Origin of the sequence: Microbacterium oleivorans (genome assembly GCF_013389665.1) — a bacterium.
GTDB classification, from domain to species: Bacteria; Actinomycetota; Actinomycetes; order Actinomycetales; family Microbacteriaceae; genus Microbacterium; species Microbacterium oleivorans_C.
On the sequence record NZ_CP058316.1, the window covers coordinates 2,973,332 to 2,992,597 of the forward strand.

Here is a 19,266-nt window from a genome sequence, read left to right on the forward strand (position 1 = left end):
CCTCAGCCCTTCAGCCCGCTGAATCCGATACCCCGCACGATGGAGCGTTGGAAGATGACGAAGATGAGGATCGGCGGGATGCTCGCGATCAACAGTCCGGAGATCAGGAAGGCGGGATCGGTGGCCTGCGCGAGACGTGGCAGCGCGACGGCCAGCGGCTGCGTGTCCGGGTCTGTCAGCACGATCAGCGGCCAGAGGAACTCCTTCCACGCCGTCATGATCGACAGCAGGGAGACGACGGCGAGGATCGGCCGTGACATCGGCAGCACGATGCGCCAGAAGATCGTGAACCACCCGGCGCCGTCGAGCTGGGCAGCCTCGAACAGGTCGCGGGGGATGTCCTCGAAGAACTGCTTGACCAGCAGGATCGTGAACGCGTTGGCGCCGGCGGGCAGCCATACCGCCCAGGGGGTGTCGGTGAGGCCGATCCCGATGAGCGGCAGGTCGAGCACGGTCAGATACAGGGCGATCAGCGTCACGGTGCCCGGCACGAAGAGCGTCAACAGGATGGCCCCGTAGACGAAACGTCCGTACCACGGCCGGATGACGGCGAGCGCGAAGCCGGCCGTCGCCGACACGACCAGTTGGACCACCCACGATCCCCCCACGAGCACGATCGTGTTGCCGAGGTAGTGCCCGATGTCGAGCAGTGTCCACGCGGTGGTGATGTTCTCCCATCTCGCCGGGTCGGGCATGAGGCTGAGCGGGTTCTGCACCAGGTCGGTGGTCGTCGAGATCGCGGCGCGCAGCATCCACACCAGGGGGATCGCACCGAGAGCGACGAGCCCGACGAATAGGACGATGTGCATCGCCCGCCACCCGATCAGGATGCGCGGTCGGCGCCAGTCGAAGCTCGACAGGATGCCGCGATCGCGCGGTGCCGCGGTGCGGCGTAGGCGCCGACGAGGTGAGGTGGTGATGGTCATCGGGTACTCCAGGAACGCGTGAGGCGCAGGTAGATCGCGGACACGATGACGAGGACGATCGCGAGCAGCAGGCTCAGCGCGGTCGCGACGCCGTAGTTTCCGAACAGGAAGGCGTAGCGGTAGATCATCAGCAGCACGGTCACGGTGGCGTTGGCGGGACCGCCGTCGGTCATGACGTACGGCTCGGTGAACACCTGGATAGCCCCGATGATCTGCAGGAGGAGAAGGACGAGGATGACGCCGCGCATCTGCGGCAGCGTGATGTGGAGGATGCGCTGCCACACCGATGCCCCGTCGAGCTCGGCCGCCTCGTACAGCTCGGTGCTCACGCCGGTGAGCGCGGCGAGGTAGATGAGGATCGCGGTGCCCGCGCCCGACCACGTGGCCACGATCACCAGGCTCGGCATCGCCAGCTCGGGGGATTGGAGCCAGGGGAGCGGCCCCAGACCGATCGCGGCGAGCAGGCTGTTGACCACGCCGGTCTCGCCCGGGCTGAAGAACACCTTCCACAGCAGGACGGAGACCACCGGCGGGATGACGACGGGCAGGTAAGCCAGAATCCGCGCGAGGGTGCCTCCGCGGCGCAGCTCCGACATCAGCACGGCGCACAGCAGCGGCACCGGTAGGCCGATGGCGAGCGAGAGCGCGGTGAACCACAGGGTGTTCAGCGCGGCGCGGGGCAGCAACGGGTCGGCGAACAAGACCTCGAAGTTGCGCCAGCCCACCCATTCCGCCGGGTCGACCAGGTTGGTCTGCTGGAACGCCAGCACGGCGCTCTGCGCGATCGGCCACCAGGCGAAGTAGCCGAAGATGAGCAGCGTGGGGGCGAGGAACACCAGTGCCGCCCCCGCGGCACGGCGGCGCGCGCCGCCGCGCCGCACCGTCCGAGGGCGGTCGGCCGTCTGAGCGGCACGGCCAGGAGCCGTGCCGCTCAGACGTTCGGGGCTCAGAGTCATGACGCGTACTGCGCCAGGATCTGGTTGACGCGTGCCTCCGCATCGTCGAGCAGGGCGTCGATGTCGGCATCCGGGTCCGTCAGGACCGCCTGCACGACCGGGTCGAGCGCCGCATAGATCTCCTGCGAGGCCACCGCGGGCTCGGGCACGTACTCGAACGCCTCGAGCGAGGCCACATAGGGCGCAAAGTTCTCGACCGGGACGTTGACGTACTCGGCGATCGCGTCACGGTAGGCGTCGTACGCCTCCTGGCTGAAGATCGGGGCCACCGGCACACCGACCGGCAGGCCGTCGGCCGCGGAGGCCTTCGCCGTCTCCGCGGCGACCTCGAGGTCGTAGTTCGGACGCAGGGCGCGCCACTCGATCCATTTGACCGCGGCACGCTTCTCCGCCTCGGTGGCGGTTCCGCTCACCATGAGCACCGTCGCACCGGCGAGGGTGGCGTCCGCGCCGCCCTGGGGCATCGGACCGGCGCCGAAGGCCGCCGGGTCACCGCCGGCCGCGATGTAGTTGGGGTACACGTCCGGTGGGGCGGAGACCCACATGCCGACGTTGCCCGCGGTGAACTCGGCGACCAGGTCCTCCTGCTTGCCGAGGACGTTGTCTCCGAGGGAGTCGTCCTCCCAACGCATCGCCTTCCACAGCTCCATGACGTCGCGCGAGGCGTCGTCGTTGAACGCCGCCGCCCACGTGCCGTCCGAGTTCTGCTCGATCACGCGTCCGCCGAACGTGTAGCCGTACCCGGTGAGATGCCAGCCGCCGCTGTTGTTCGTCGTGATCTCGCCGAAGCCCGTCTTGCCGGTCGCGTCGGAGATCTGTTTGGCGTACTCGCGTACCTCTTCCCAGGTCTCGGGCGGGCTGTCGGGATCCAGTCCCGCCTGCTCGAACAGGTCGCGGTTGTAGACCAGACCGAACGCGTAGCTCTTCTCCGGGATCCCGTAGACCGCGCCGTCGTCCTCCAGGAACTGCATGACCCGAGGGTTCAGATCGTCGAAGCTCTCGAGCTCAGCGGCCACATCGGCGATGTCGGCCACCTGGCCGCGCTCGATGAGCGCGGGCGGCTCGGTGAGCGGAACGCGCAGCAGGGTCGGTGCGCTGCCCCCGGCCAGACGCGTCGTGAAGGTCTTGGCGTCCCAGGGCACATCCGAGGCCTCGATCGTGATGTTCGGGTTGGCCTCCTCGAACGCCGCAACCTGACGCTCGAAGAGCTCGACGGCCGCGGTGTTGGTCGCGGCAGGCTTACCCATGATGCTGATGGTGACCTCCTCGTCGCCGCTGCCGCTGCTCTCGGGTGCGTCCCCGCTGCTGCTGCAGGCGGCGACACCGGCGAGCACAGGGACCACGGCGAGGGCCGCGAGGGCGCGTCGGGTGCGCTGATGCATGATTCCTCCGTTCGGTTGCGACCGCCGTCGGCGGTCACGTGAGTAGCCGACGGTGGTGAGGACCGGAACCCCGGGCGCACTCCGTCGTGTGCTGCGCCCAGTATGAGGACGCGAGGCACAGAATGCAAGAAATGCATTCAAGTTCGAAACCAAATATTTAAATCTTGTGAAGAACCCCCGCGATGTGGTTCTCTCGTCCGCATGGCCGCATCCGACAGCGACGACACCGACGAGCGCTCGCCGTCGGCCCTGCTTCTCATGGGCGCTCGCGCTTTCTCCGATCTCTTCGACGACGCCCGCCTGCGGCGGCTGCGTCAGCTCGTCCATCTCGTCGACCCGATCCGCGTCGACGATCTCGCCACCGATCGGGCTAGGTCGCGCCTCGCCGCCGCCGAGTACCTCCTGACCGGCTGGGGTGGACCAGCCCTCGACGCCGAGGTCCTGGCGGCGGCCCCGCGCCTGCGCGGTGTCGTCCATACGGGCGGATCGGTCAAGCATCTCGTCTCGCCCGAACTCTGGGAGCGCGGGATCGTCGTCACCAGCGCGGCCGACGCCAACGCGATCCCCGTCGCGGAGTTCACGCTGGCGATGATCCTCCTGGAGGCCAAACGTGCTCCGAGCTACATCGAGGGATACGACCGATCGCGCGAGGTCGCGGGCGCCTGGCGCGATGCGATCCCACCCGCCGTGACCTTCGGCGGCACGGTAGGCATCGTCGGGCTGTCGCGCGTGGGCCGGCGGGTCGCCGAACTGCTGCGCCCCTTCGACCTCGAGGTGCTGGTCGCGGATCCGCACATCGACCGAGCCGTCGCGGCATCCGTCGGGGCGCGGCTCACCGTCCTGGACGATCTGATGAGCGCCAGTGACGTCGTCACGATCCACGCTCCGGAGCTGCCCGAGACCCGACACCTGATCGACGCGCGCCGACTCGGGATGCTGCGCCCCGGCGCGGTGCTCATCAACACCGCGCGCGGCTCGCTCATCGACACCGACGCGCTCGTCGCGCGCTGTCGCGCCGGCCTCATGCGAGCCGTCCTGGACGTGACCGATCCCGAGCCGCTGCCCGCCGAGTCGCCGCTGTTCGACACTCCGGGGATCGTCTTGAGCCCGCACATCGCAGGAGCCATGCACGCCGAGACCCTGCGTCTGGCCGATTCGGCGCTCGACGACCTCGAGGCTCTCGTCACCGGTCGGGTGCCCCGCCATCGCGTCGACGTCGCGTCGCTGAGCGTCATCGCCTGAACCTCGCGGGCGCGGGGACGCACCGCCGAAGCGGTCCGCCCCCGCGCGCTCGGTCATCCGACCACGACCCCGGCCACCTCGGGGGAGACGACGACGCTGGAGGTCGTGTCCGTCGTGCGGACCTCGTAGCTGTGCACTCCCTTCACCCAGCGTCGGACCACGGCGTAGAGGACGCCGTCGGTCACATCGGTGTCGGTGGGATCCACCGCCGTCATCCGGTGGATGACCCCGTCGAGCACCAACTCCACCGCGTGCGGCGGCGTGCCGTCGGCGTCCGTGTAGGTCGCCTGCACGGTGACGTCGGTCCCGTTCGTGAGCGTCCCGGAGGTGTGGGTGATCCCCGACAGCGTCGGCGGCGTGCCGCTCGCCTGGTTCGTGAAGCTGACCTCGTCGACCAAGAGCTCACCATCGGTGTCCGCTGTCTGCTGCAGCCAGAACACGAGTTTCGCCTTCGTGCGATCGAGGCCCGGGAAGGCCGCCAGGTCGAACGCGTACGTGTTCCACTGCCCGGACACCGTGATGGGCGCAGTTCCGGTCACGCGGTGATTGGAGTCGGCATCCGACACCTCGATGCGAAGCCGCAGGTTCGGTGAGGGGCTGCGCATCGTCACGGTCAGATATCGGTATCCGCCCGCATCCACCGAGTGATGCCACGGCTGGAACTTCGCCTGGGACATCGCGGAGGCCGGGTTCTGGAACAGCTTCGCGACCGTACGGCCATCGATGACGGTGTTGGTGGCCGACCCGACGCCGGCATGGTTGTTGTACCAGTTCACCCACGTGTAGCCCTGCATCCCGAACACGCCGTCTCGTCCGAAGCCGTCGTAGAGGAGCGGGTTGTCCGGGCTCGGAAGCGGCGGAGCCACCGTGTAATGGGTGGAGGAGTACGAGTGGGCACCGCTGGCCTGGGTGCCGCGGACGTCGACGCGCGCCGTCGTGAAGGGTGCGAGCGCGTCGGTGCTGATGGTTCCCGTCGAGACTCCGGCCGCCGCCGTCATGGGTGTCCAGTTCGGGCCGAGCGCATGCTGGCCGAGCGACGTGCCGCTCTGGGCGAAGACGGTCACGTCGCCCGTGACATAGTCGCCGATCTGGGGAGAGGTGACATTCAGGGCCGTCGGGGCGGTGCCGGCGGACCAGGCGGCGTCGCCGATCGCGGTCAAGCCGAAGAGCGTCGAGAACAGCCCCGTCTGAATGCTCACGCTGTACTCGTTGTACCGCCACTGCTGGCCGCTGTCCTGCCAGACCGGCCGGTCGGCGTACCACGGGCTCGCGCTACGCGCGTCGAGGGGGTCCTTGGCGTTGGGGCCGCTCACCAGGGCGCCGGGCAGCACCACTCCCGTCCCGGTCTGGCTCTGCGCCTCCTCGTCGAGCCGGGTGTGCAGGAATCTCACCGAGTCCTCTCCGACACCCGAGACCCAGCTGGTGCCCCATGGGTTGTTGCCGAAGACCCAGTAGAGGCCGCGCTGGACCGCCTTGAGGGCCCGCTGGTCACCGAACAGCTCGTAGTAGCGCAGCGCGTCGGCGACGTACGAGATGTGCGGCTCGTTGACACCGAAATTCTTGAACTGGTTCACCACGCCGTACGGGGTGTCGTCCGTGGTCGACAGGAAGTAGTCCAGCTGCTTCTCCAGGTAGCGCTGGATGTCGGTCTTCCCCGTCGCCGTCGCGGCCGGATACAGCTCCGCCATCGACAGTGGCGCCATGTCCCAGTAGTTCGTGTTCGACAGGATCGAGTACTCGGTCGCAGCGATCGTGGCTTCCGCCGATGCGCGATACGCGGCGTCGCCGGTCAGCAGGTGCAGCTGGACCTCGGCGAACAGGAGCGAATTTTCGATGCCGCCGCGGGTCGTCGAGTACCCGCCGAGCGGGTCGGACCGGTGCGCGTCGACGTACTGGTAGAAGGCCACCGCCCCCGCTTCGGCCTCGTCGGCGAACGCCTGCCAGTCGGTCACGTCGGCGGTCGGGATGCGGCCGTCCGCGATGGCCTTCTCGACGGCCCGTGCGGTCGCGGCCAGTGAGCCCGCTGCTTTGGCCGATCCGCCGACGCCGTATCCGGAGATGCGACGATCGTCGCTCGTGCCGACGATCCCGTCGGTGTGCGCGTCCGGATGCTGGAAGCCCCCGCTGCCCTTGACGTCCCAGAAGGCCCCGTCGAAGGCTTCGAGCATACGCAGCAGGTACTCGCTGCCGAAGCGGGCCTCGTCGACGAGATCGGGGACACCGTTGGCGTCGTTGTCGAAGGCCACCTCGGGGGTGTCGCCGTAACGAAGGTAGGTGATGGCGATGTTGCCGCCCACCCACTGGTTGCCGCCGTAGGTTCCGTAGTCGCCGGCGTCGTACCATCCCCCGGTCAGGTCGTAGTGGACGGTGCCGTCCTGCGACGCCGCGTCGTCGAGATGCCCGGCCCCGTGGAAGATCTTCTCCGACGGCGAGATGCTGCTGTAGCCCGCGGGGTAGGCGTCGCTCGTGGCGACTCCCGAACGCTGCAGACGGTAGAAGGCCGTCATCTCGTCGAGGTAGCCGGACCACACGTTCTCGGCGATCGAGAACCGAGGCGACAGCACGCCACCGACCTCCAGCGCGTAGTCGTCGCCGACCGCGGTGAGGGCGCTGAAGTCGACGGCGTACACGCGATCACCCCACACGGTGCCACGGTCGAGGAGTGTGCAGGAGGGGACTGCCACGCTCCCGCCTTGCAGGATGCGGCACGTCGTCGAGCCGGGAAGGGCGGCGTCGGCGATCACCGAAGCCGCTTTGTGGCCCGCCGCACTGTACCCGGCCTGGCTGACGGCCACGCGTTCGACGGTGGCCGCGTGCGCAGGCGGAGCAGCGATCACCGCCCCGCCCACCGCGACGGCGGTCGCCGCGGCAGCCGCCTTCCAGATCAGCATCGCTCGCCTTCGAGTCATGGCTCCTCCTCCGGAGTTCGTCGCAGCTCCATCGCCGCAACGGAAGCCAGTATCGACATGAGCCGAAAGAAATGGCAAGATTCGTAACAATATTTAAGAACTTCGATCAGAGTGGCGTCGTCGTGATCCGACGCGTGCGCCGTTGTTAGGCTGAGGCCTGTCATTCGCTCTGAAGGGGGACCGCGATGCTCGCCGCCGAACGCCGTGCGCGTATTCTCAGTCGCGCTCAGCAGGACGGGGCGGTGAGCATCACCGCCCTCGTCGACGATCTGGGCGTCTCTCATGTCACGGTCCGCCGTGACCTCGACTCGCTCGTTGCGGAGCAGATGCTCGACAAGGTCCGCGGGGGCGCTGTGCTCCGCGCCGATCGGCCGTTGACCGCGCCTGCTCCGATGCCCGTCTTCTCGGGCACGATCGGCGTCGTCATGCCGACGTCCTACTACTACCGCTACGTCGTGGAGGGCATCGACGATGTCCTGGCGTCCGGCGGCGAGATGAAGCTCGTCATCTCGGAGTACGACCTCGACGAGGAGTACCGCCTCATCGACGAGCTCGTCGCGAGCGGCATCGATGGCCTCCTGTGGGTGCCGACGGTGTCCGAGCGGCTCGCTCCGCCCGGGTTCCTCAGCATGCTCGAGCGCCTGCCCGTCCCTGTGGTGTTCATCGAGCGAGAGACCCCCGGCGGGGGTTTCGGTTCGGTGACCTCGGTGCGCTCGGCGCACGAACGCGGGGTCTTCGCCGTCCTGCAGCACCTGGCCGGGCTCGGTCACCGCCGACTGTTGATGGTGAGCCGCGGCAGTTCGCAGAGCTCGGAGTTCGTGCGCGAAGGGTGGCGCAACGCCCTGCAACGACTCGATCTGGACCCTGCGAGCAGCATCCTGGGGCCGGACGAACTCGGCGCGGGCCCGCGCTGGGAGCGAGGCGGCAGCGACATCGTGATGGATGCCGTCGAGCGCACCGGCGCGACGGCGCTGTTCTGCCACGGCGACGAGAACTCGCTGTTCGGTCTGCTCCAGAACGCTCGCTCGCGGAACATCGCCGTGCCCGAGCGGCTGTCGATCGTCGCCTACGACGACGACGTCTCCGCGCACGCCGATCCGCCGATCTCGGCGGTGGCGCCCGATCGGCGACGGGTGGGAGCGCTCGCGACCCGGACGCTGCTCGACCTCATCCGCGAGCCGAGCGCCGAGCCGCCCCTTCATCTCCACGTCGAGCCTCGGCTGATCCTCCGGGCCTCGACCGCACCGCCGGCCTGACCGGGGACTCCGCGTCCTCGGCTCGCGGGCGTTGAGCAGTTTCCCGGGACCTCCGGTGCGTGCAGCGGGGAGTTTCTTCGTCACGTCATCGTGTCTTTCCGAAACGGTCTCGAACCGAGAGCAGGACTTGCGCGCCGCGCGATAATACGCATTACCTGCGCGGCGGTCTGAGCCTAGAACGGTTCGTGACTTGTCCGCCAGTCCGATCTCCACGGCGAGAAATCGGTCTTGCGGTATCCGATCATGCGCATTAGCGTGGGCTCCGCATCGTGATGATGCGCATTATCAGCACCACTCGACGGAGAGCACATGACCCGCAGCGACACCGGCCGGATCACGCAGCAGCGCATCGCGCAGCTCGCGGGGGTCAGCCAGTCCACCGTCTCGTTCGTCCTCAACGGACGCTCCGATGGCAGCGTCCGCATCCCGCAGGACACGCGAGATCGGATCCTCAAGGTGATCGAGGAGACCGGCTACGTCGCCGATCCGTCAGCGCGTCGGCTCGCCGGAGCCGACAACCACATCCTCGGCGTCTTCACGTACGAGCCCGCCTTCCCGACCGAGAGCCTCGACTTCTACACACCGCTTCTCGCGGGTATCGAGGCGGGTGCCGAGACGGTCGGGTCGGACCTCCTGCTGTTCACCAGCGCTCCGGTGTCGGGGGGTCGCCGCGAGCTTTTCCACGAGCGCAACCGACTGCGACTGGCGGACGGAGTCCTCCTGCTCGGCGTCGAGATGGATCCGGACGAGCTGGCGCGTCTGGTCGCCGAGAACTTCCGCGTGGTCGCCGTCGGTCGACGCGACACCCCCGGCATCCCCTACGTCGGCATCGACTACGCCTCGGCAGCCGGTGAGCTCCTGCGTCGAGCAGGAGGGCTGGGCCATCGAGAGGTGATCTTCCTGCATCGTTCCAGCCTCGGTGAGTCGGTTCTCGACCGTCGGCGCGGGGTCGTCGACGGCGCGCGCGAGGCGGGACTGGCGCTGACCGACCGCACGACCGACGGCACCGACGTCGAAGCCGATTGGACGGCGGTCCGCGAGAGCGGGGCGACCCTGTTGGTCGTCGAGGAGCCGGACCTCGCGGCAGCCCTCCTCGAGCTCGCTGTTCGCGACGGCGTCTCGGTGCCGTCCGACCTCAGCGTCGTCGCGCTCGGGTCGGCCTCGCGGCCGGGCGCCGACGCCGCCGAACTGACGCGCCTGCAGCCTCCGCGTGCCGAGCTGGGAGAGCGGGCGGTCGAGTTGCTGGCCCGCATCCTCGCGGACGGCGACGCGGTGCCGGCTGCCGAGCGGCGAGTTCTCCTGCCCTGTCCCATCCTCGACGGCGAAACCCTGGGCGCTGCGGCGGTGGCTCGATGACCGGCATGCGCACCGACGTCCTCGTCGTCGGTGGCGGACTGGGCGGGGTCTCGGCTGCATTGGCAGCGCTCGAGGCCGGTCGATCCGTCGTCCTCACCGAGCAATACGCCTGGCTCGGCGGTCAGCTCACGAGCCAGGCGGTGCCGCTGGACGAGCACAGCTGGATCGAGCAGTTCGGCGCCACCGCCCGCTATCGGCGCGTGCGCGACGGCATCCGCGATCACTACCGGCGCTGGTATCCGCTCACGCCCGCTGCGCGGGCCGACAGCACCCTCAATCCGGGGAACGGCCTCGTGAGCCGCATGTGCGCCGAGCCGCGAGCGGGCGTCGCCGTGCTCGACGGCATGCTGGCGCCGTACCGTTCGTCGGGGCGACTCACGGTCGTGCAGCCGGCAGTCGCCCGCGCCGTCGATGTCGCCGGCGACCGCATCCGATCCGTCACCGTGCAGCGACTCGATGACGGCTCGCTCGTCGAGGTCGAGGCGGCGTACGTGGTGGATGCGACGGAGCTCGGCGACCTGCTCCCGCTCGCCGGGGCCGAGTACGTCACCGGGTTCGAAAGTCGCGCCGACACCGGGGAGCCGAGTGCCCCCGAGACGGCGCAGCCGAACAACCAGCAGGCCTTCAGCTGGTGCTTCGTGGTGGACCATGTCGACGGCGACCACACGATCGACCGGCCCGCGGAGTACGACCGGTGGCGCGCGGTGCAGCCCGACTACTGGGGTGCACCGATGATCTCGCTCACCGGACCCGATCCGCGTACTCTCGACACGCTGACGCGCACGTTCACGCCCCATGCGGCGCGTGCGAAGGCGATCGCCGACCAGGGCAAGGATCCCGGCGATCGCGAGCTGTGGACGTTCCGACGCATTCTGGCGCGCGACAATCTGCTGCCCGGGTCTCTCGACAGCGACCTCGTGCTCGTCAACTGGCCGATGATCGACTACCTGGGTGGATCGATCATCGACGTGTCACCGGAGGAGGCCGCCCGGCACGAGGCGGCCGCGCGGCAGCAGTCACTCTCGATGCTCTACTGGCTGCAGACGGAGGCGCCTCGGCTCGACGGCGGCACAGGCTTCGCCGGACTGCGACTGCGCGGTGACATCACCGAGGGGCCGGACGGACTCGCCATGGCGCCGTACATCCGAGAGTCGCGTCGCATCCGTGCCGTCTCCCGCGTGACCGAGAACGACCTGTCCATCGAGGTCCGCGGCGATGCCCGGCCGGCCACCGTGCCCGACAGCGTCGGTATCGGGATGTACCGCATAGACCTGCACCCCTCGACCGGCGGCGACAACTATCTCGACATCGCCAGCGTGCCCTTCGAGATCCCGCTCGGCATCCTGATCCCGCGACGGCTCGAGAACCTGCTGCCCGGCGGCAAGAACGCCGGCACGACCCACATCACCAACGGCGCGTTCCGCCTCCACCCCGTGGAGTGGAACATCGGCGAGGCGGCGGGTGCGCTGGCCGCCTTCTGCATCGACCGCGGCGAGCGCCCTCGCGCGGTCCACGCGACCCCGGCGCTCCTCCAGGAGTTCCAGACAACCCTCACCCGACAAGGCGTCGAGCTGCACTGGCCCGACGTCCGCGGCTATTAGGAGAACAGCAATGAGATCAGCAAAGACGCTGGCCGCCGTCGCGATCGTCGCGGTCGCGACCTGGGGCCTCGCCTCATGCGCGGGCGGTCCGACCGGCCCAGCCGAGCCCACCGAGGACATCGAGCTGCGCATGACGGTCTGGACCTCCAACGAGGATCACCTGGCATTGTTCACGGAGATCGCCGATGCGTACATCGCGGATCATCCCGAGGTCGCCTCCATCACGTTCGAGCCGTTGCCCTTCGACGACTACACCTCGACGGTGACCACGCAGATCGCCGGCGGCAACGCCCCGGATCTCGCGTGGGTCCTCGAGAACGCGGCACCCGACTTCGTCTCCAGCGGGGCGCTCCTGCCTCTCGACGACGTTCTGGAGAACACCGACGGCTACGATTTCGACGACCTCGCGCCCAACGCACTGGAGCTGTGGACGTCCGGCGACGATCTCCTGGCCTACCCGTTCAGCACGTCCCCGTTCGTCGTGTTCGCGAACGACGATCTTCTCGCCCAAGCGGGCCAGCCGACCTCCGCGCAGCTGCTCGCCGACGGATCGTGGGACTGGGAGACCGTGAGCGAGATCAGCTCCGCCGTCACTGCGGCGACCGGACGATCGGGTTTCGTCGTCCGCGACTTCGACTACCTCAACTGGGACTACCTCTCCACCGTGTGGAACGGTTGGGGCGCCGCGCCCTGGAGTGCGGATGGTTCCGAGTGCACATTCGCCAGCGACGAGATGGTGGGAGCCTTCGAGTTCCTCCACGCCGCCGCGTTCGACGACTCCGCCATGCCGGGTCCCGGCACGTCGGCGGACTTCTTCGCCGGGGAGGCCGCATTCACTGTGACGCAGATCTCGCGTGCCAACCTGCTGCCCGAGGGCGGGTTCGCCTGGAACCTCCTCCCACTGCCGGAGGGACCGGTCGGCGAGTACGCCGTCACCGGGCAGGCGGGGCTCGGCGTGCTCGCGCAGGGCAAGAACACCCAGGCCGCCGCGGACTTCCTCGCGTACTTCACCAACCCCGAGAACGCCGCGCTCCTCGCGCAGTACTTCCCGCCGCCGCGGACTTCGTTGCTGGACGTCGACACGTTGTCGGCGGCGAACCCCCTGCTCACGCCGGAGCAGATTGAATCGGTGGTCGTGCCCGCGATCGAGGACGGCGTCGTGCGGCCCAGTCACACGGACTCGGCCGAGATCGGCCAGCAGGTGCGCGCGGCGCTCGACGGCCTCTGGGTGGCCGATGCGGATATCCCGGGGACGCTGCAGAAGACCTGCGACGCGATCGAACCGCTGCTCTGAGAAGATGACGACCTCCGTATCGCCCGTGCTCCCGGGTCGCGACGCCTCGCGACCCGGGAGCCCCCCGCGCCGGCGCCCGTGGCTGACGTATCAGCGCAAGGACGCTCTCGCCGGCTACGTCTTCATCGCACCCCAGCTGATCGGCATCGTGGGGTTCGTCCTCGTGCCGCTCGTGCTGATCTTCTACTACTCGGTCCACGAGTGGAACGTGCTCGCCGGCACCTTCACGTTCGTGGGACTCGAGAACGTCGAGGCGCTCTTCGCCGACCCGCAGATGGGGGAGGTGCTCACCGCAACCGGCATCTTCTCGGTGGGGCTGGTGGTGTTCAACCTCTCGCTGGCGCTGCTGCTGGCGGTGCTGTTGAACCGTCGGTGGCGTGGCGTCACGGCCTTCCGCACGATCTTCTTCTCACCGGTCGTCGTCTCCCTCGTCGCCTGGACGATCGTGTGGGGCTTCCTCCTGCAGGACAACGGCGGCATCAACGGACTTCTCGCTCTCGTCGGCGTCGACGGGCCGAACTGGTTGCGTGAGGGACCGACGGCTCTGCTCAGTGTCGTCGTGGTGCAGGTGTTCAAGAACGTCGGCCTGAACATGGTGCTGTTCCTGGCAGCTCTGCAGGGCGTTCCGCGGGAGCTTCAGGAGGCGGCGAAGGTCGACGGCGCCGATGAACGGCAGATCTTCGGTCGCATCGTCATCCCGCTCATCTCCCCGACCATCCTGCTGACCGTCATCATCACGATCGTCGGGTCCCTGCAGGTCTATGCGCAGATCGCCGTCCTCACCCAGGGTGGCCCGGGGATCTCGACCACCGTCCTCGTGTACTACCTGGTGCAGCAGGCGTTCGACTTCCACCACTTCGGCTATGGGTCGACGCTGGCCATCCTGCTGTTCCTGATCGTGCTCGTCCTGACCATCGCGCAGTGGCAGCTTCGAAAGAGGTGGGTCTTCTATGAGAACTGACACCCTGTTCGATACCGAGCCCGCGGGCTCGCTCGATCCGAACCTGGATGCAGCGGGCCGCCGGCCCGCGCGTCGTCCTCGCCGTCCCTCCTCGGCAGGGCGCAAGGTGGTCTTCTACGGCGTACTGAGCCTGCTGGCCGTACCCTTCGTCTTCCCGACGTGGTGGATGATCACGTCATCCCTCAAACCCGTGAACGAGATCTTCGCGTTCCCGCCCAGTCTCTGGCCGGCCGACCCGACGCTGCAGGCCTACGCAGACGCCTTCACCATCCAGCCGTTCGCCCAGCAGTACTTCAACAGCCTGTACATCGCGATCGTCGTGACCACGGGGACGATGCTCATCGCGGCGATGGCCGGGTACGCCTTCGCCCGCATCCGCTTCCCCGGACAGAACGCGCTGTTCCTCGTGGTGCTCATGGGGCTGCTCATCCCGAGCGAGGTCACGATCGTTCCGCTGTTCCAGATGTTCAACGGGCTGGGACTGGTGAACACACACTGGCCGATTCTGCTCGTGACGACCTTCGGCGCACCGAGCGTGCTGGCGACCTTCATCATGCGGCAGTTCTTCCTGACGCTCCCGGTCGAATTGGAGGAGGCTGCACGCCTGGATGGTCTCGGTCGATGGGCGATCTGGTGGCGGATCGCGCTTCCGCTATCGCGTACCGCGCTCGCGGCGGTGGCGATCTTCACCTTCCTGCACGTCTGGAACCTCTACCTCGAGCCGACCGTCTACCTGCTGTCGCCCGAGCTGTTCACGCTGCCTCAGGCGCTCACCCGCTACACCGACGCGTACGGCGGGGAGATGTGGAACGTGCAGATGGCCGCATCCACCATGACTGCGTTGCCGGTGCTGATCGTGTTCGTGTTCGCGCAGAAGCAGTTCGTCGAAGGGCTCGCCCAGACGGGCCTCAAAGGCTGATGCGGTGCGGGTGGTCGGGCGTGGTCGAGTACGGCGCCCGACCGCAACGGCCGGCCGCGCTCGCGGACCGGCGCCCCTAGGGAATCAGGCGCTCCGCGCGGTAGCGGTCGAAGAGGTCGGCGAAGGCCTGCTCCGTACGCCGGTACGCGAGGAACCCGGCATCCCGGCTCTTGCCCATGTCGGTGACGACCTCCATGTCGCGGCCGAGGTCCGCGTCGGTGTGCCACCACGAGGCGATGCGGCTCAGGTCGGACTCAGCGAGCCCATGCTTGCGGGCGATGTCGGGCCAGGCCTGCTCATGAGCCGCCATCTGCTGCTCGAGTGGCCGCGGTGCGCCCTCGTATCCCTTGACCCTGTCCGGGTCGACGCCGAGGTGCTCGGCCAAACGCGGCCACATCCAGCGCCACCGGAAGACGTCTCCGTTGACGATGTTGAACGCCTCGTCGGCGCCTGCCGGATCCGTCGCGGCCCACACCATCTGCTCGGCAAGGACACCGGCGTCGGTCATGTCGGTCAGGCCGTTCCACTGCGTCTCGCTGCCGGGGAAGACGAAGTCGAGGTCGAGCTCCTTCGCGATCGTCGCCTGCGCGGCGATCGTCAGGCCCATGTTCATCGCATTGCCGACGGCGTACCCGATCACCGTATGCGAACGGTGCACCGACCAGGTGAAGCCCTGCGCCGCTGCCGCGGCGAACAGCTCGTCCTCCTGCGCGTAGTAGAAGTTCGGGGTGTCGAGGCGCTCCTCCTCCTCATGGAAGGGCGTGTCGGGCATCTCGCCGGCCGCGTAGGCCTCGAACGGACCGAGATAGTGCTTCAGCCCGGTCACCAGCGCGACGTGCTCGAGGGGCGCGTGCGCGAGCGCAGAGAGAAGATCCCGCACCATCGCGCCGTTGACTGCGATGTTCTCGGCCTCGGTGGCCTGTCGCTGCCACGCGGTGAAGAAGACGTGCGTGGGGTGTTCGCCCGCGAGGGCAGCTGTCAGGCTGTCGGGGTTCCTCAGATCGGCCGCGATGCCACGCACCGCGCCGTCGGACGACGCTCGCCGCGAGAGCGCGAGGACCTCCCAGCCGTCTGCGACCAGATGGTCGACCAGCGCCGACCCGGTGATGCCCGAGGCGCCGACGACGAGAGCTCGGCGGACGGGGGAGGTGGGGGCGTGCGTTGAGGTGGTCACCATGATGTCAACAGAGCGGAGCCGTGGGCATTCCGGATGCTGTTCGAGCTGACCGCCGCCGTTCGGCCAGTGGCGGCGGGAGAGGGGGGCATGTGTCGCCCCGCCATTCCCGTCGCCGAAACACGAGGTCACCCATCGTCACGGACGGTCGCATCCCGGCGCCTGTCGTGCCGGTGCTGCGACGCTGATGAGACACACCACGTCATCGAACGAGAGAGACCGCATGACCGCCTATTTCGACCGGGAGCGCGACCGCGCCTACACGCGGGTCTACAAGTCCGAGACCCCCGACATCCTGCAGGCGTTCACGGCTTTCGACGGCGCGGTGTTCGCGCGCGACGGGCGAGAGATCCCGTTGAAGTTCCGCGAGCTCATCGCGGTCGCCGTCGGCATCACGACCCAGTGCGTGTACTGCATCGATGCGCATACCGAACGCGCGGTGCAGGCCGGCGCCTCTCAGGCCGAGCTCGCCGAAGCCGCCTGGGTGGCCACGGCCATCCGCGCGGGCGGAGGGTTCGCGCACGGCCGGCTGGCCTTCCAGTTCGCCGACGGCGGTCACGACCACTGACGGCTCCGCCCGCCGGCGGCGGAGCGACGGTCAGGGCCGCTGTAGAGCGGCGAAGCATACTGCGACCAACTCGGCCGGACTGCGGGTCTCATCGGGTTCGGCCCAGGTGGCCACGGCGACGTCGAAGCACGTCAGACTCGCCTGCACGATGGTGCGTGCGCGAAGCTGCGCATCGTCGTCGTCGAGACGAGCGGCGATGATGGGCGTGAGCCGCTGTTCCCACTGCAGGTGCTTCTCGAGGTTCCGCGCCCGCAGCGAGGGCGCCGTGTTCAACACGCGGATCGAGCGCTTCTGTCGTTCGTCGTGGCTGTCGGCGAGCGAGAGGAACGTCTGGAACGAGATGCGCAGCGATTCCCACGCCGACTCATTGGCCGGACGCGCCAGCAGCTCGTGGCACAGCGCGTCGCCCCAAGCGGTCGTGTCTCCGATGACCGCATCCTCCTTCGCGGGGAAGTAGCGATTGAAGCTGCGGGTCGAGATGCCCACGTGAGCGGCGATCTGCTCGACCGTCACCTGGTCGAAGCCGTGTTCGTCGAAGAGCTCGATGGCGGCGTCGGAGATCCGGGCGCGGACCGCCTCTCGCGTCAGCTCGCGCAGGCTCCCTCGCGCAACGTCTCGGGGCATGGTGCGAGCTTATCCTGCCGAGGGTGTCTGACTCAGACAAAAGCGGCGTAGCATGACGGCATGACAGCTCTCCATACTCCACAGCAGCGCGCGCTCGGCACCCAGGGCCTCACCGTCTCGAGCATCGGATACGGTGCGATGGGCACCGCGGCCGGCTACGGCCCGAGCGACGACACCCGATCGATCGAGACGATCCGTCGGGCGCACGAGCTGGGCGTCACCCTCTTCGACACCGCGGAGATGTACGGCTGGGGCGAGGGGGAGAAGCTCCTCGGACGCGCGCTCGCCCCGGTGCGCGATGAGGTCGTGATCGCCACGAAGTTCGGTCTCACGCGGGAGTTCGACGTCGACTCGCGTCCGGATCACATCCGCGAGGTCGTCGACAACAGCCTGCGCAATCTGAGCGTCGAGTCGATCGATCTGCTCTATCAGCACCGGCCCGACCCCAAGGTCCCGATCGAGGACGTGGTCGGCACCATGAAGGAGCTCGTGGATGCCGGAAAGGTCCGGTACCTGGGGCTCTCCGAAGCCGATGGCGAGACGATCCGGGCAGCCCACGCGGTGCACCCGATCTCGGCCCTGCAGACCGAGTATTCGATCTTCGCCCGCGACGTCGAGCCGATCCTTCCCGTCCTCGAAGAGCTCGGCATCGGCTTCGTCGCCTATTCGCCGTTGGCGCGCGGATTCCTCACCGGCGCGGTCCAGCACCGGGACGACTACGACGCGAGCGACTTCCGGCGGGGGCTCGCCTGGTGGAACGACGACAACTTCGAGGCGAACCTGGCCATCGTGCGTCGGCTCACGGCGTTGGCCGAGCAGAAGGGGGCATCTCTCGCGCAGCTGTCGCTGGCGTGGCTGCTTGCCCGGAGGGACGACATCGTCCCGATCCCCGGATCGCGCAGCCCGCGCCGGGTCGAGGAGAACAGCGCCGCGGCGGCCATCGAGCTGACCGCCGACGATCTGGCCCTCATCGACGAGATCGCACCCGACGGGGGCATCGGCGGACGGTTCGCCTGACCGCACCCGCGCACCGGATGCAGACGCGGGTCGGGGCGGGTGTCAGGCCTCGTCCAGCGCCCCGACCGCCTCCGCGAGCACACGGGCGACGGCCCACGCCCCGTCCGCGGTGTTGCTCATCACCGTCGCAGTGACCGCCGCGGCGGGGTGATGCACCGTTCGGAACGACGCGCCGACATCGCAGCCCTCGAGCACGACACCCGGGCCCGTCTCGTTCAGCCAGAACCCCAGGCCGTACCTCGTCCCCTCGTCCTCGTCGTGCGACCGCGGCGTGGTCATGAGCGCAACGGACTCGGCCGAGACGATGCGCCCGGCGAAGAAGGCCCGCCAGAACCGGTGGATGTCGGATGCCGTCGTCGACGCGCCGCCGTCGCCGTTCGCGCGGACCGGCAGGTGCAGCGTGTTCGCACGCAGTCCCTCGTCGAACACGTAGCCGCGGGCGTGATCGGCGCCCAGCTCGTCGGTGCGGGGGAATCCGGTGGCGTCGAGGCCGGCCGGGTCGAGCACGAGCTCCTGCACGAGCTCGTGATATCCCCGGCCGGTCACCCGTTCGCAGACGATCGCCAGCAGGATGTAGCCGCTGTTGCAGTAGGCGAACGTCGCGCCGGCGGCCGCCCGCGCCGGAGTCCCGTCGAGGAGGGGCAGGAACGCCTCGGCGCTCGTGAGCGTGTGCACCGGCACGTCGAGGAAGAACTCGGACACGTCCAGGTCGTCGTCCTCGTCGATGTAGTCGCCGATGCCCGAGGTGTGGCCGAGGAGGTGCTCGATCGTGACGGCATCACCGATGAGCGGCAGATCCTCGCCCAGGATGCTGCGCGCCGGGGTGTCGAGCGAGAGCGTGCCGTCCTCGACGAGCCTCATCACGACGAGAGCGGTGAACGCCTTGCTGCCCGATGCGATGGCGAAGCGCGTGTCGGCGGTGACCGGGGTCCGGCTCGCGCGGTCCGCGAGGCCGTGCGCGCTCCGCCATACCGAGACGTCCGCGAGGTCGACGCTCACGACCCCCGAGAACGCCTCGTCGTCGATCGCGCCCCGGAGGGCGCGCTCGTCCAGCTCGATGCTCGTCGGTGAACTCATGGGT

General features: G+C 68.6%; 16 protein-coding genes. 9 read left to right on the forward strand and 7 right to left on the reverse strand.

Going from position 1 to position 19,266, the window contains the following annotated elements; all coding sequences use genetic code 11:
• Positions 1 to 2: 2 nt before the first annotated feature.
• Genes HW566_RS14125 through HW566_RS14135 form a run of 3 tightly spaced genes read right to left on the reverse strand, consistent with a single transcriptional unit; the run spans position 3 to position 3,264 of the window.
• On the reverse strand, positions 3 to 926 hold the full coding sequence (locus tag HW566_RS14125) for a carbohydrate ABC transporter permease (RefSeq protein WP_178013904.1): 924 nt from the start codon (positions 924 to 926) through the stop codon (positions 3 to 5).
• Positions 923 to 1,882, reverse strand: coding sequence for a carbohydrate ABC transporter permease (locus tag HW566_RS14130; RefSeq protein WP_178013906.1), 960 nt, complete (start codon positions 1,880 to 1,882; stop codon positions 923 to 925). The genes HW566_RS14125 and HW566_RS14130 overlap by 4 nt, the downstream gene beginning before the upstream one ends.
• Entirely contained in the window at positions 1,879 to 3,264 is a 1,386-nt protein-coding gene (locus HW566_RS14135; RefSeq protein ID WP_178013908.1) for an ABC transporter substrate-binding protein, read from the reverse strand. The genes HW566_RS14130 and HW566_RS14135 overlap by 4 nt, the downstream gene beginning before the upstream one ends.
• A 201-nt stretch (positions 3,265 to 3,465) precedes the next feature.
• Between HW566_RS14135 and HW566_RS14140 the strand changes: the two genes are divergently transcribed.
• Positions 3,466 to 4,506, forward strand: a complete 1,041-nt coding sequence (locus HW566_RS14140; protein WP_256728740.1) for a hydroxyacid dehydrogenase — start codon at positions 3,466 to 3,468, stop codon at positions 4,504 to 4,506.
• Positions 4,507 to 4,559: 53 nt separating this feature from the next.
• Here HW566_RS14140 and HW566_RS14145 read toward each other — a convergent pair whose 3' ends face one another.
• Positions 4,560 to 7,397 (reverse strand): glycoside hydrolase family 9 protein, encoded by a 2,838-nt coding sequence (locus tag HW566_RS14145; RefSeq protein WP_178013910.1) that lies wholly within the window; start codon positions 7,395 to 7,397, stop codon positions 4,560 to 4,562.
• A 260-nt stretch (positions 7,398 to 7,657) separates the two neighbouring features.
• Here HW566_RS14145 and HW566_RS14150 point away from each other — a divergent pair, with 260 nt between their 5' ends.
• From HW566_RS14150 to HW566_RS14175, 6 genes are all read left to right on the forward strand, one after another.
• A complete protein-coding gene (locus tag HW566_RS14150; RefSeq protein WP_256728741.1) occupies positions 7,658 to 8,671 on the forward strand; it encodes a LacI family DNA-binding transcriptional regulator in 1,014 nt (337 codons plus the stop codon).
• Positions 8,672 to 8,980: 309 nt separating this feature from the next.
• Positions 8,981 to 10,027, forward strand: coding sequence for a LacI family DNA-binding transcriptional regulator (locus HW566_RS14155; RefSeq protein ID WP_178013913.1), 1,047 nt, complete (start codon positions 8,981 to 8,983; stop codon positions 10,025 to 10,027).
• Positions 10,024 to 11,628 carry an FAD-dependent oxidoreductase gene (locus tag HW566_RS14160; protein WP_218621633.1) on the forward strand — a complete coding sequence of 535 codons (1,605 nt, stop codon included), beginning with the start codon at positions 10,024 to 10,026 and terminating at the stop codon, positions 11,626 to 11,628. The genes HW566_RS14155 and HW566_RS14160 overlap by 4 nt, the downstream gene beginning before the upstream one ends.
• Positions 11,629 to 11,638: 10 nt before the next feature.
• A complete protein-coding gene (locus tag HW566_RS14165; protein WP_178013915.1) occupies positions 11,639 to 12,922 on the forward strand; it encodes an ABC transporter substrate-binding protein in 1,284 nt (427 codons plus the stop codon).
• Positions 12,923 to 12,926: 4 nt separating this feature from the next.
• The gene (locus tag HW566_RS14170; protein ID WP_178013917.1) at positions 12,927 to 13,883 is read left to right on the forward strand and encodes a carbohydrate ABC transporter permease; all 957 of its coding nucleotides are present in this window, start codon (positions 12,927 to 12,929) and stop codon (positions 13,881 to 13,883) included.
• Positions 13,873 to 14,802 carry a carbohydrate ABC transporter permease gene (locus tag HW566_RS14175; RefSeq protein ID WP_178013919.1) on the forward strand — a complete coding sequence of 310 codons (930 nt, stop codon included), beginning with the start codon at positions 13,873 to 13,875 and terminating at the stop codon, positions 14,800 to 14,802. The genes HW566_RS14170 and HW566_RS14175 overlap by 11 nt, the downstream gene beginning before the upstream one ends.
• 76 nt (positions 14,803 to 14,878) lie before the next feature.
• Here the strand turns inward: HW566_RS14175 and HW566_RS14180 are convergent, their stop codons facing one another.
• A complete protein-coding gene (locus tag HW566_RS14180; protein ID WP_178013921.1) occupies positions 14,879 to 15,979 on the reverse strand; it encodes an SDR family oxidoreductase in 1,101 nt (366 codons plus the stop codon).
• A gap of 220 nt (positions 15,980 to 16,199) precedes the next feature.
• On the opposite strand from HW566_RS14180, the gene HW566_RS14185 reads away from it, so the two are divergent.
• Positions 16,200 to 16,544: a carboxymuconolactone decarboxylase family protein gene (locus HW566_RS14185; protein ID WP_178013923.1), complete on the forward strand. Its 345-nt coding sequence runs from the start codon at positions 16,200 to 16,202 to the stop codon at positions 16,542 to 16,544.
• Positions 16,545 to 16,574: 30 nt separating this feature from the next.
• Here the strand turns inward: HW566_RS14185 and HW566_RS14190 are convergent, their stop codons facing one another.
• The gene (locus tag HW566_RS14190; protein ID WP_178013925.1) at positions 16,575 to 17,168 is read right to left on the reverse strand and encodes a TetR family transcriptional regulator; all 594 of its coding nucleotides are present in this window, start codon (positions 17,166 to 17,168) and stop codon (positions 16,575 to 16,577) included.
• Positions 17,169 to 17,228: 60 nt separating this feature from the next.
• Here HW566_RS14190 and HW566_RS14195 point away from each other — a divergent pair, with 60 nt between their 5' ends.
• A complete protein-coding gene (locus HW566_RS14195; RefSeq protein WP_178013927.1) occupies positions 17,229 to 18,185 on the forward strand; it encodes an aldo/keto reductase in 957 nt (318 codons plus the stop codon).
• Positions 18,186 to 18,227: 42 nt separating this feature from the next.
• Here HW566_RS14195 and HW566_RS14200 read toward each other — a convergent pair whose 3' ends face one another.
• The gene (locus HW566_RS14200; protein ID WP_178013929.1) at positions 18,228 to 19,262 is read right to left on the reverse strand and encodes a serine hydrolase domain-containing protein; all 1,035 of its coding nucleotides are present in this window, start codon (positions 19,260 to 19,262) and stop codon (positions 18,228 to 18,230) included.
• Between the last annotated feature and the right edge of the window lie 4 nt (positions 19,263 to 19,266).

Excerpts from the sequence above, each read along its gene's own strand:
- HW566_RS14125 (WP_178013904.1), bottom strand. The coding sequence starts at position 926 with ATGACCATCACCACCTCACCTCGTCGGCGCCTACGCCGCACCGCGGCA.
- HW566_RS14130 (WP_178013906.1), bottom strand. The coding sequence starts at position 1,882 with ATGACTCTGAGCCCCGAACGTCTGAGCGGCACGGCTCCTGGCCGTGCC.
- HW566_RS14135 (WP_178013908.1), bottom strand. The coding sequence starts at position 3,264 with ATGCATCAGCGCACCCGACGCGCCCTCGCGGCCCTCGCCGTGGTCCCT.
- HW566_RS14140 (WP_256728740.1), top strand. The coding sequence starts at position 3,466 with ATGGCCGCATCCGACAGCGACGACACCGACGAGCGCTCGCCGTCGGCC.
- HW566_RS14145 (WP_178013910.1), bottom strand. The coding sequence starts at position 7,397 with ATGCTGATCTGGAAGGCGGCTGCCGCGGCGACCGCCGTCGCGGTGGGC.
- HW566_RS14155 (WP_178013913.1), top strand. The coding sequence starts at position 8,981 with ATGACCCGCAGCGACACCGGCCGGATCACGCAGCAGCGCATCGCGCAG.
- HW566_RS14160 (WP_218621633.1), top strand. The coding sequence starts at position 10,024 with ATGACCGGCATGCGCACCGACGTCCTCGTCGTCGGTGGCGGACTGGGC.
- HW566_RS14165 (WP_178013915.1), top strand. The coding sequence starts at position 11,639 with ATGAGATCAGCAAAGACGCTGGCCGCCGTCGCGATCGTCGCGGTCGCG.
- HW566_RS14170 (WP_178013917.1), top strand. The coding sequence starts at position 12,927 with ATGACGACCTCCGTATCGCCCGTGCTCCCGGGTCGCGACGCCTCGCGA.
- HW566_RS14175 (WP_178013919.1), top strand. The coding sequence starts at position 13,873 with ATGAGAACTGACACCCTGTTCGATACCGAGCCCGCGGGCTCGCTCGAT.
- HW566_RS14180 (WP_178013921.1), bottom strand. The coding sequence starts at position 15,979 with ATGGTGACCACCTCAACGCACGCCCCCACCTCCCCCGTCCGCCGAGCT.
- HW566_RS14185 (WP_178013923.1), top strand. The coding sequence starts at position 16,200 with ATGACCGCCTATTTCGACCGGGAGCGCGACCGCGCCTACACGCGGGTC.
- HW566_RS14190 (WP_178013925.1), bottom strand. The coding sequence starts at position 17,168 with ATGCCCCGAGACGTTGCGCGAGGGAGCCTGCGCGAGCTGACGCGAGAG.
- HW566_RS14195 (WP_178013927.1), top strand. The coding sequence starts at position 17,229 with ATGACAGCTCTCCATACTCCACAGCAGCGCGCGCTCGGCACCCAGGGC.
- HW566_RS14200 (WP_178013929.1), bottom strand. The coding sequence starts at position 19,262 with ATGAGTTCACCGACGAGCATCGAGCTGGACGAGCGCGCCCTCCGGGGC.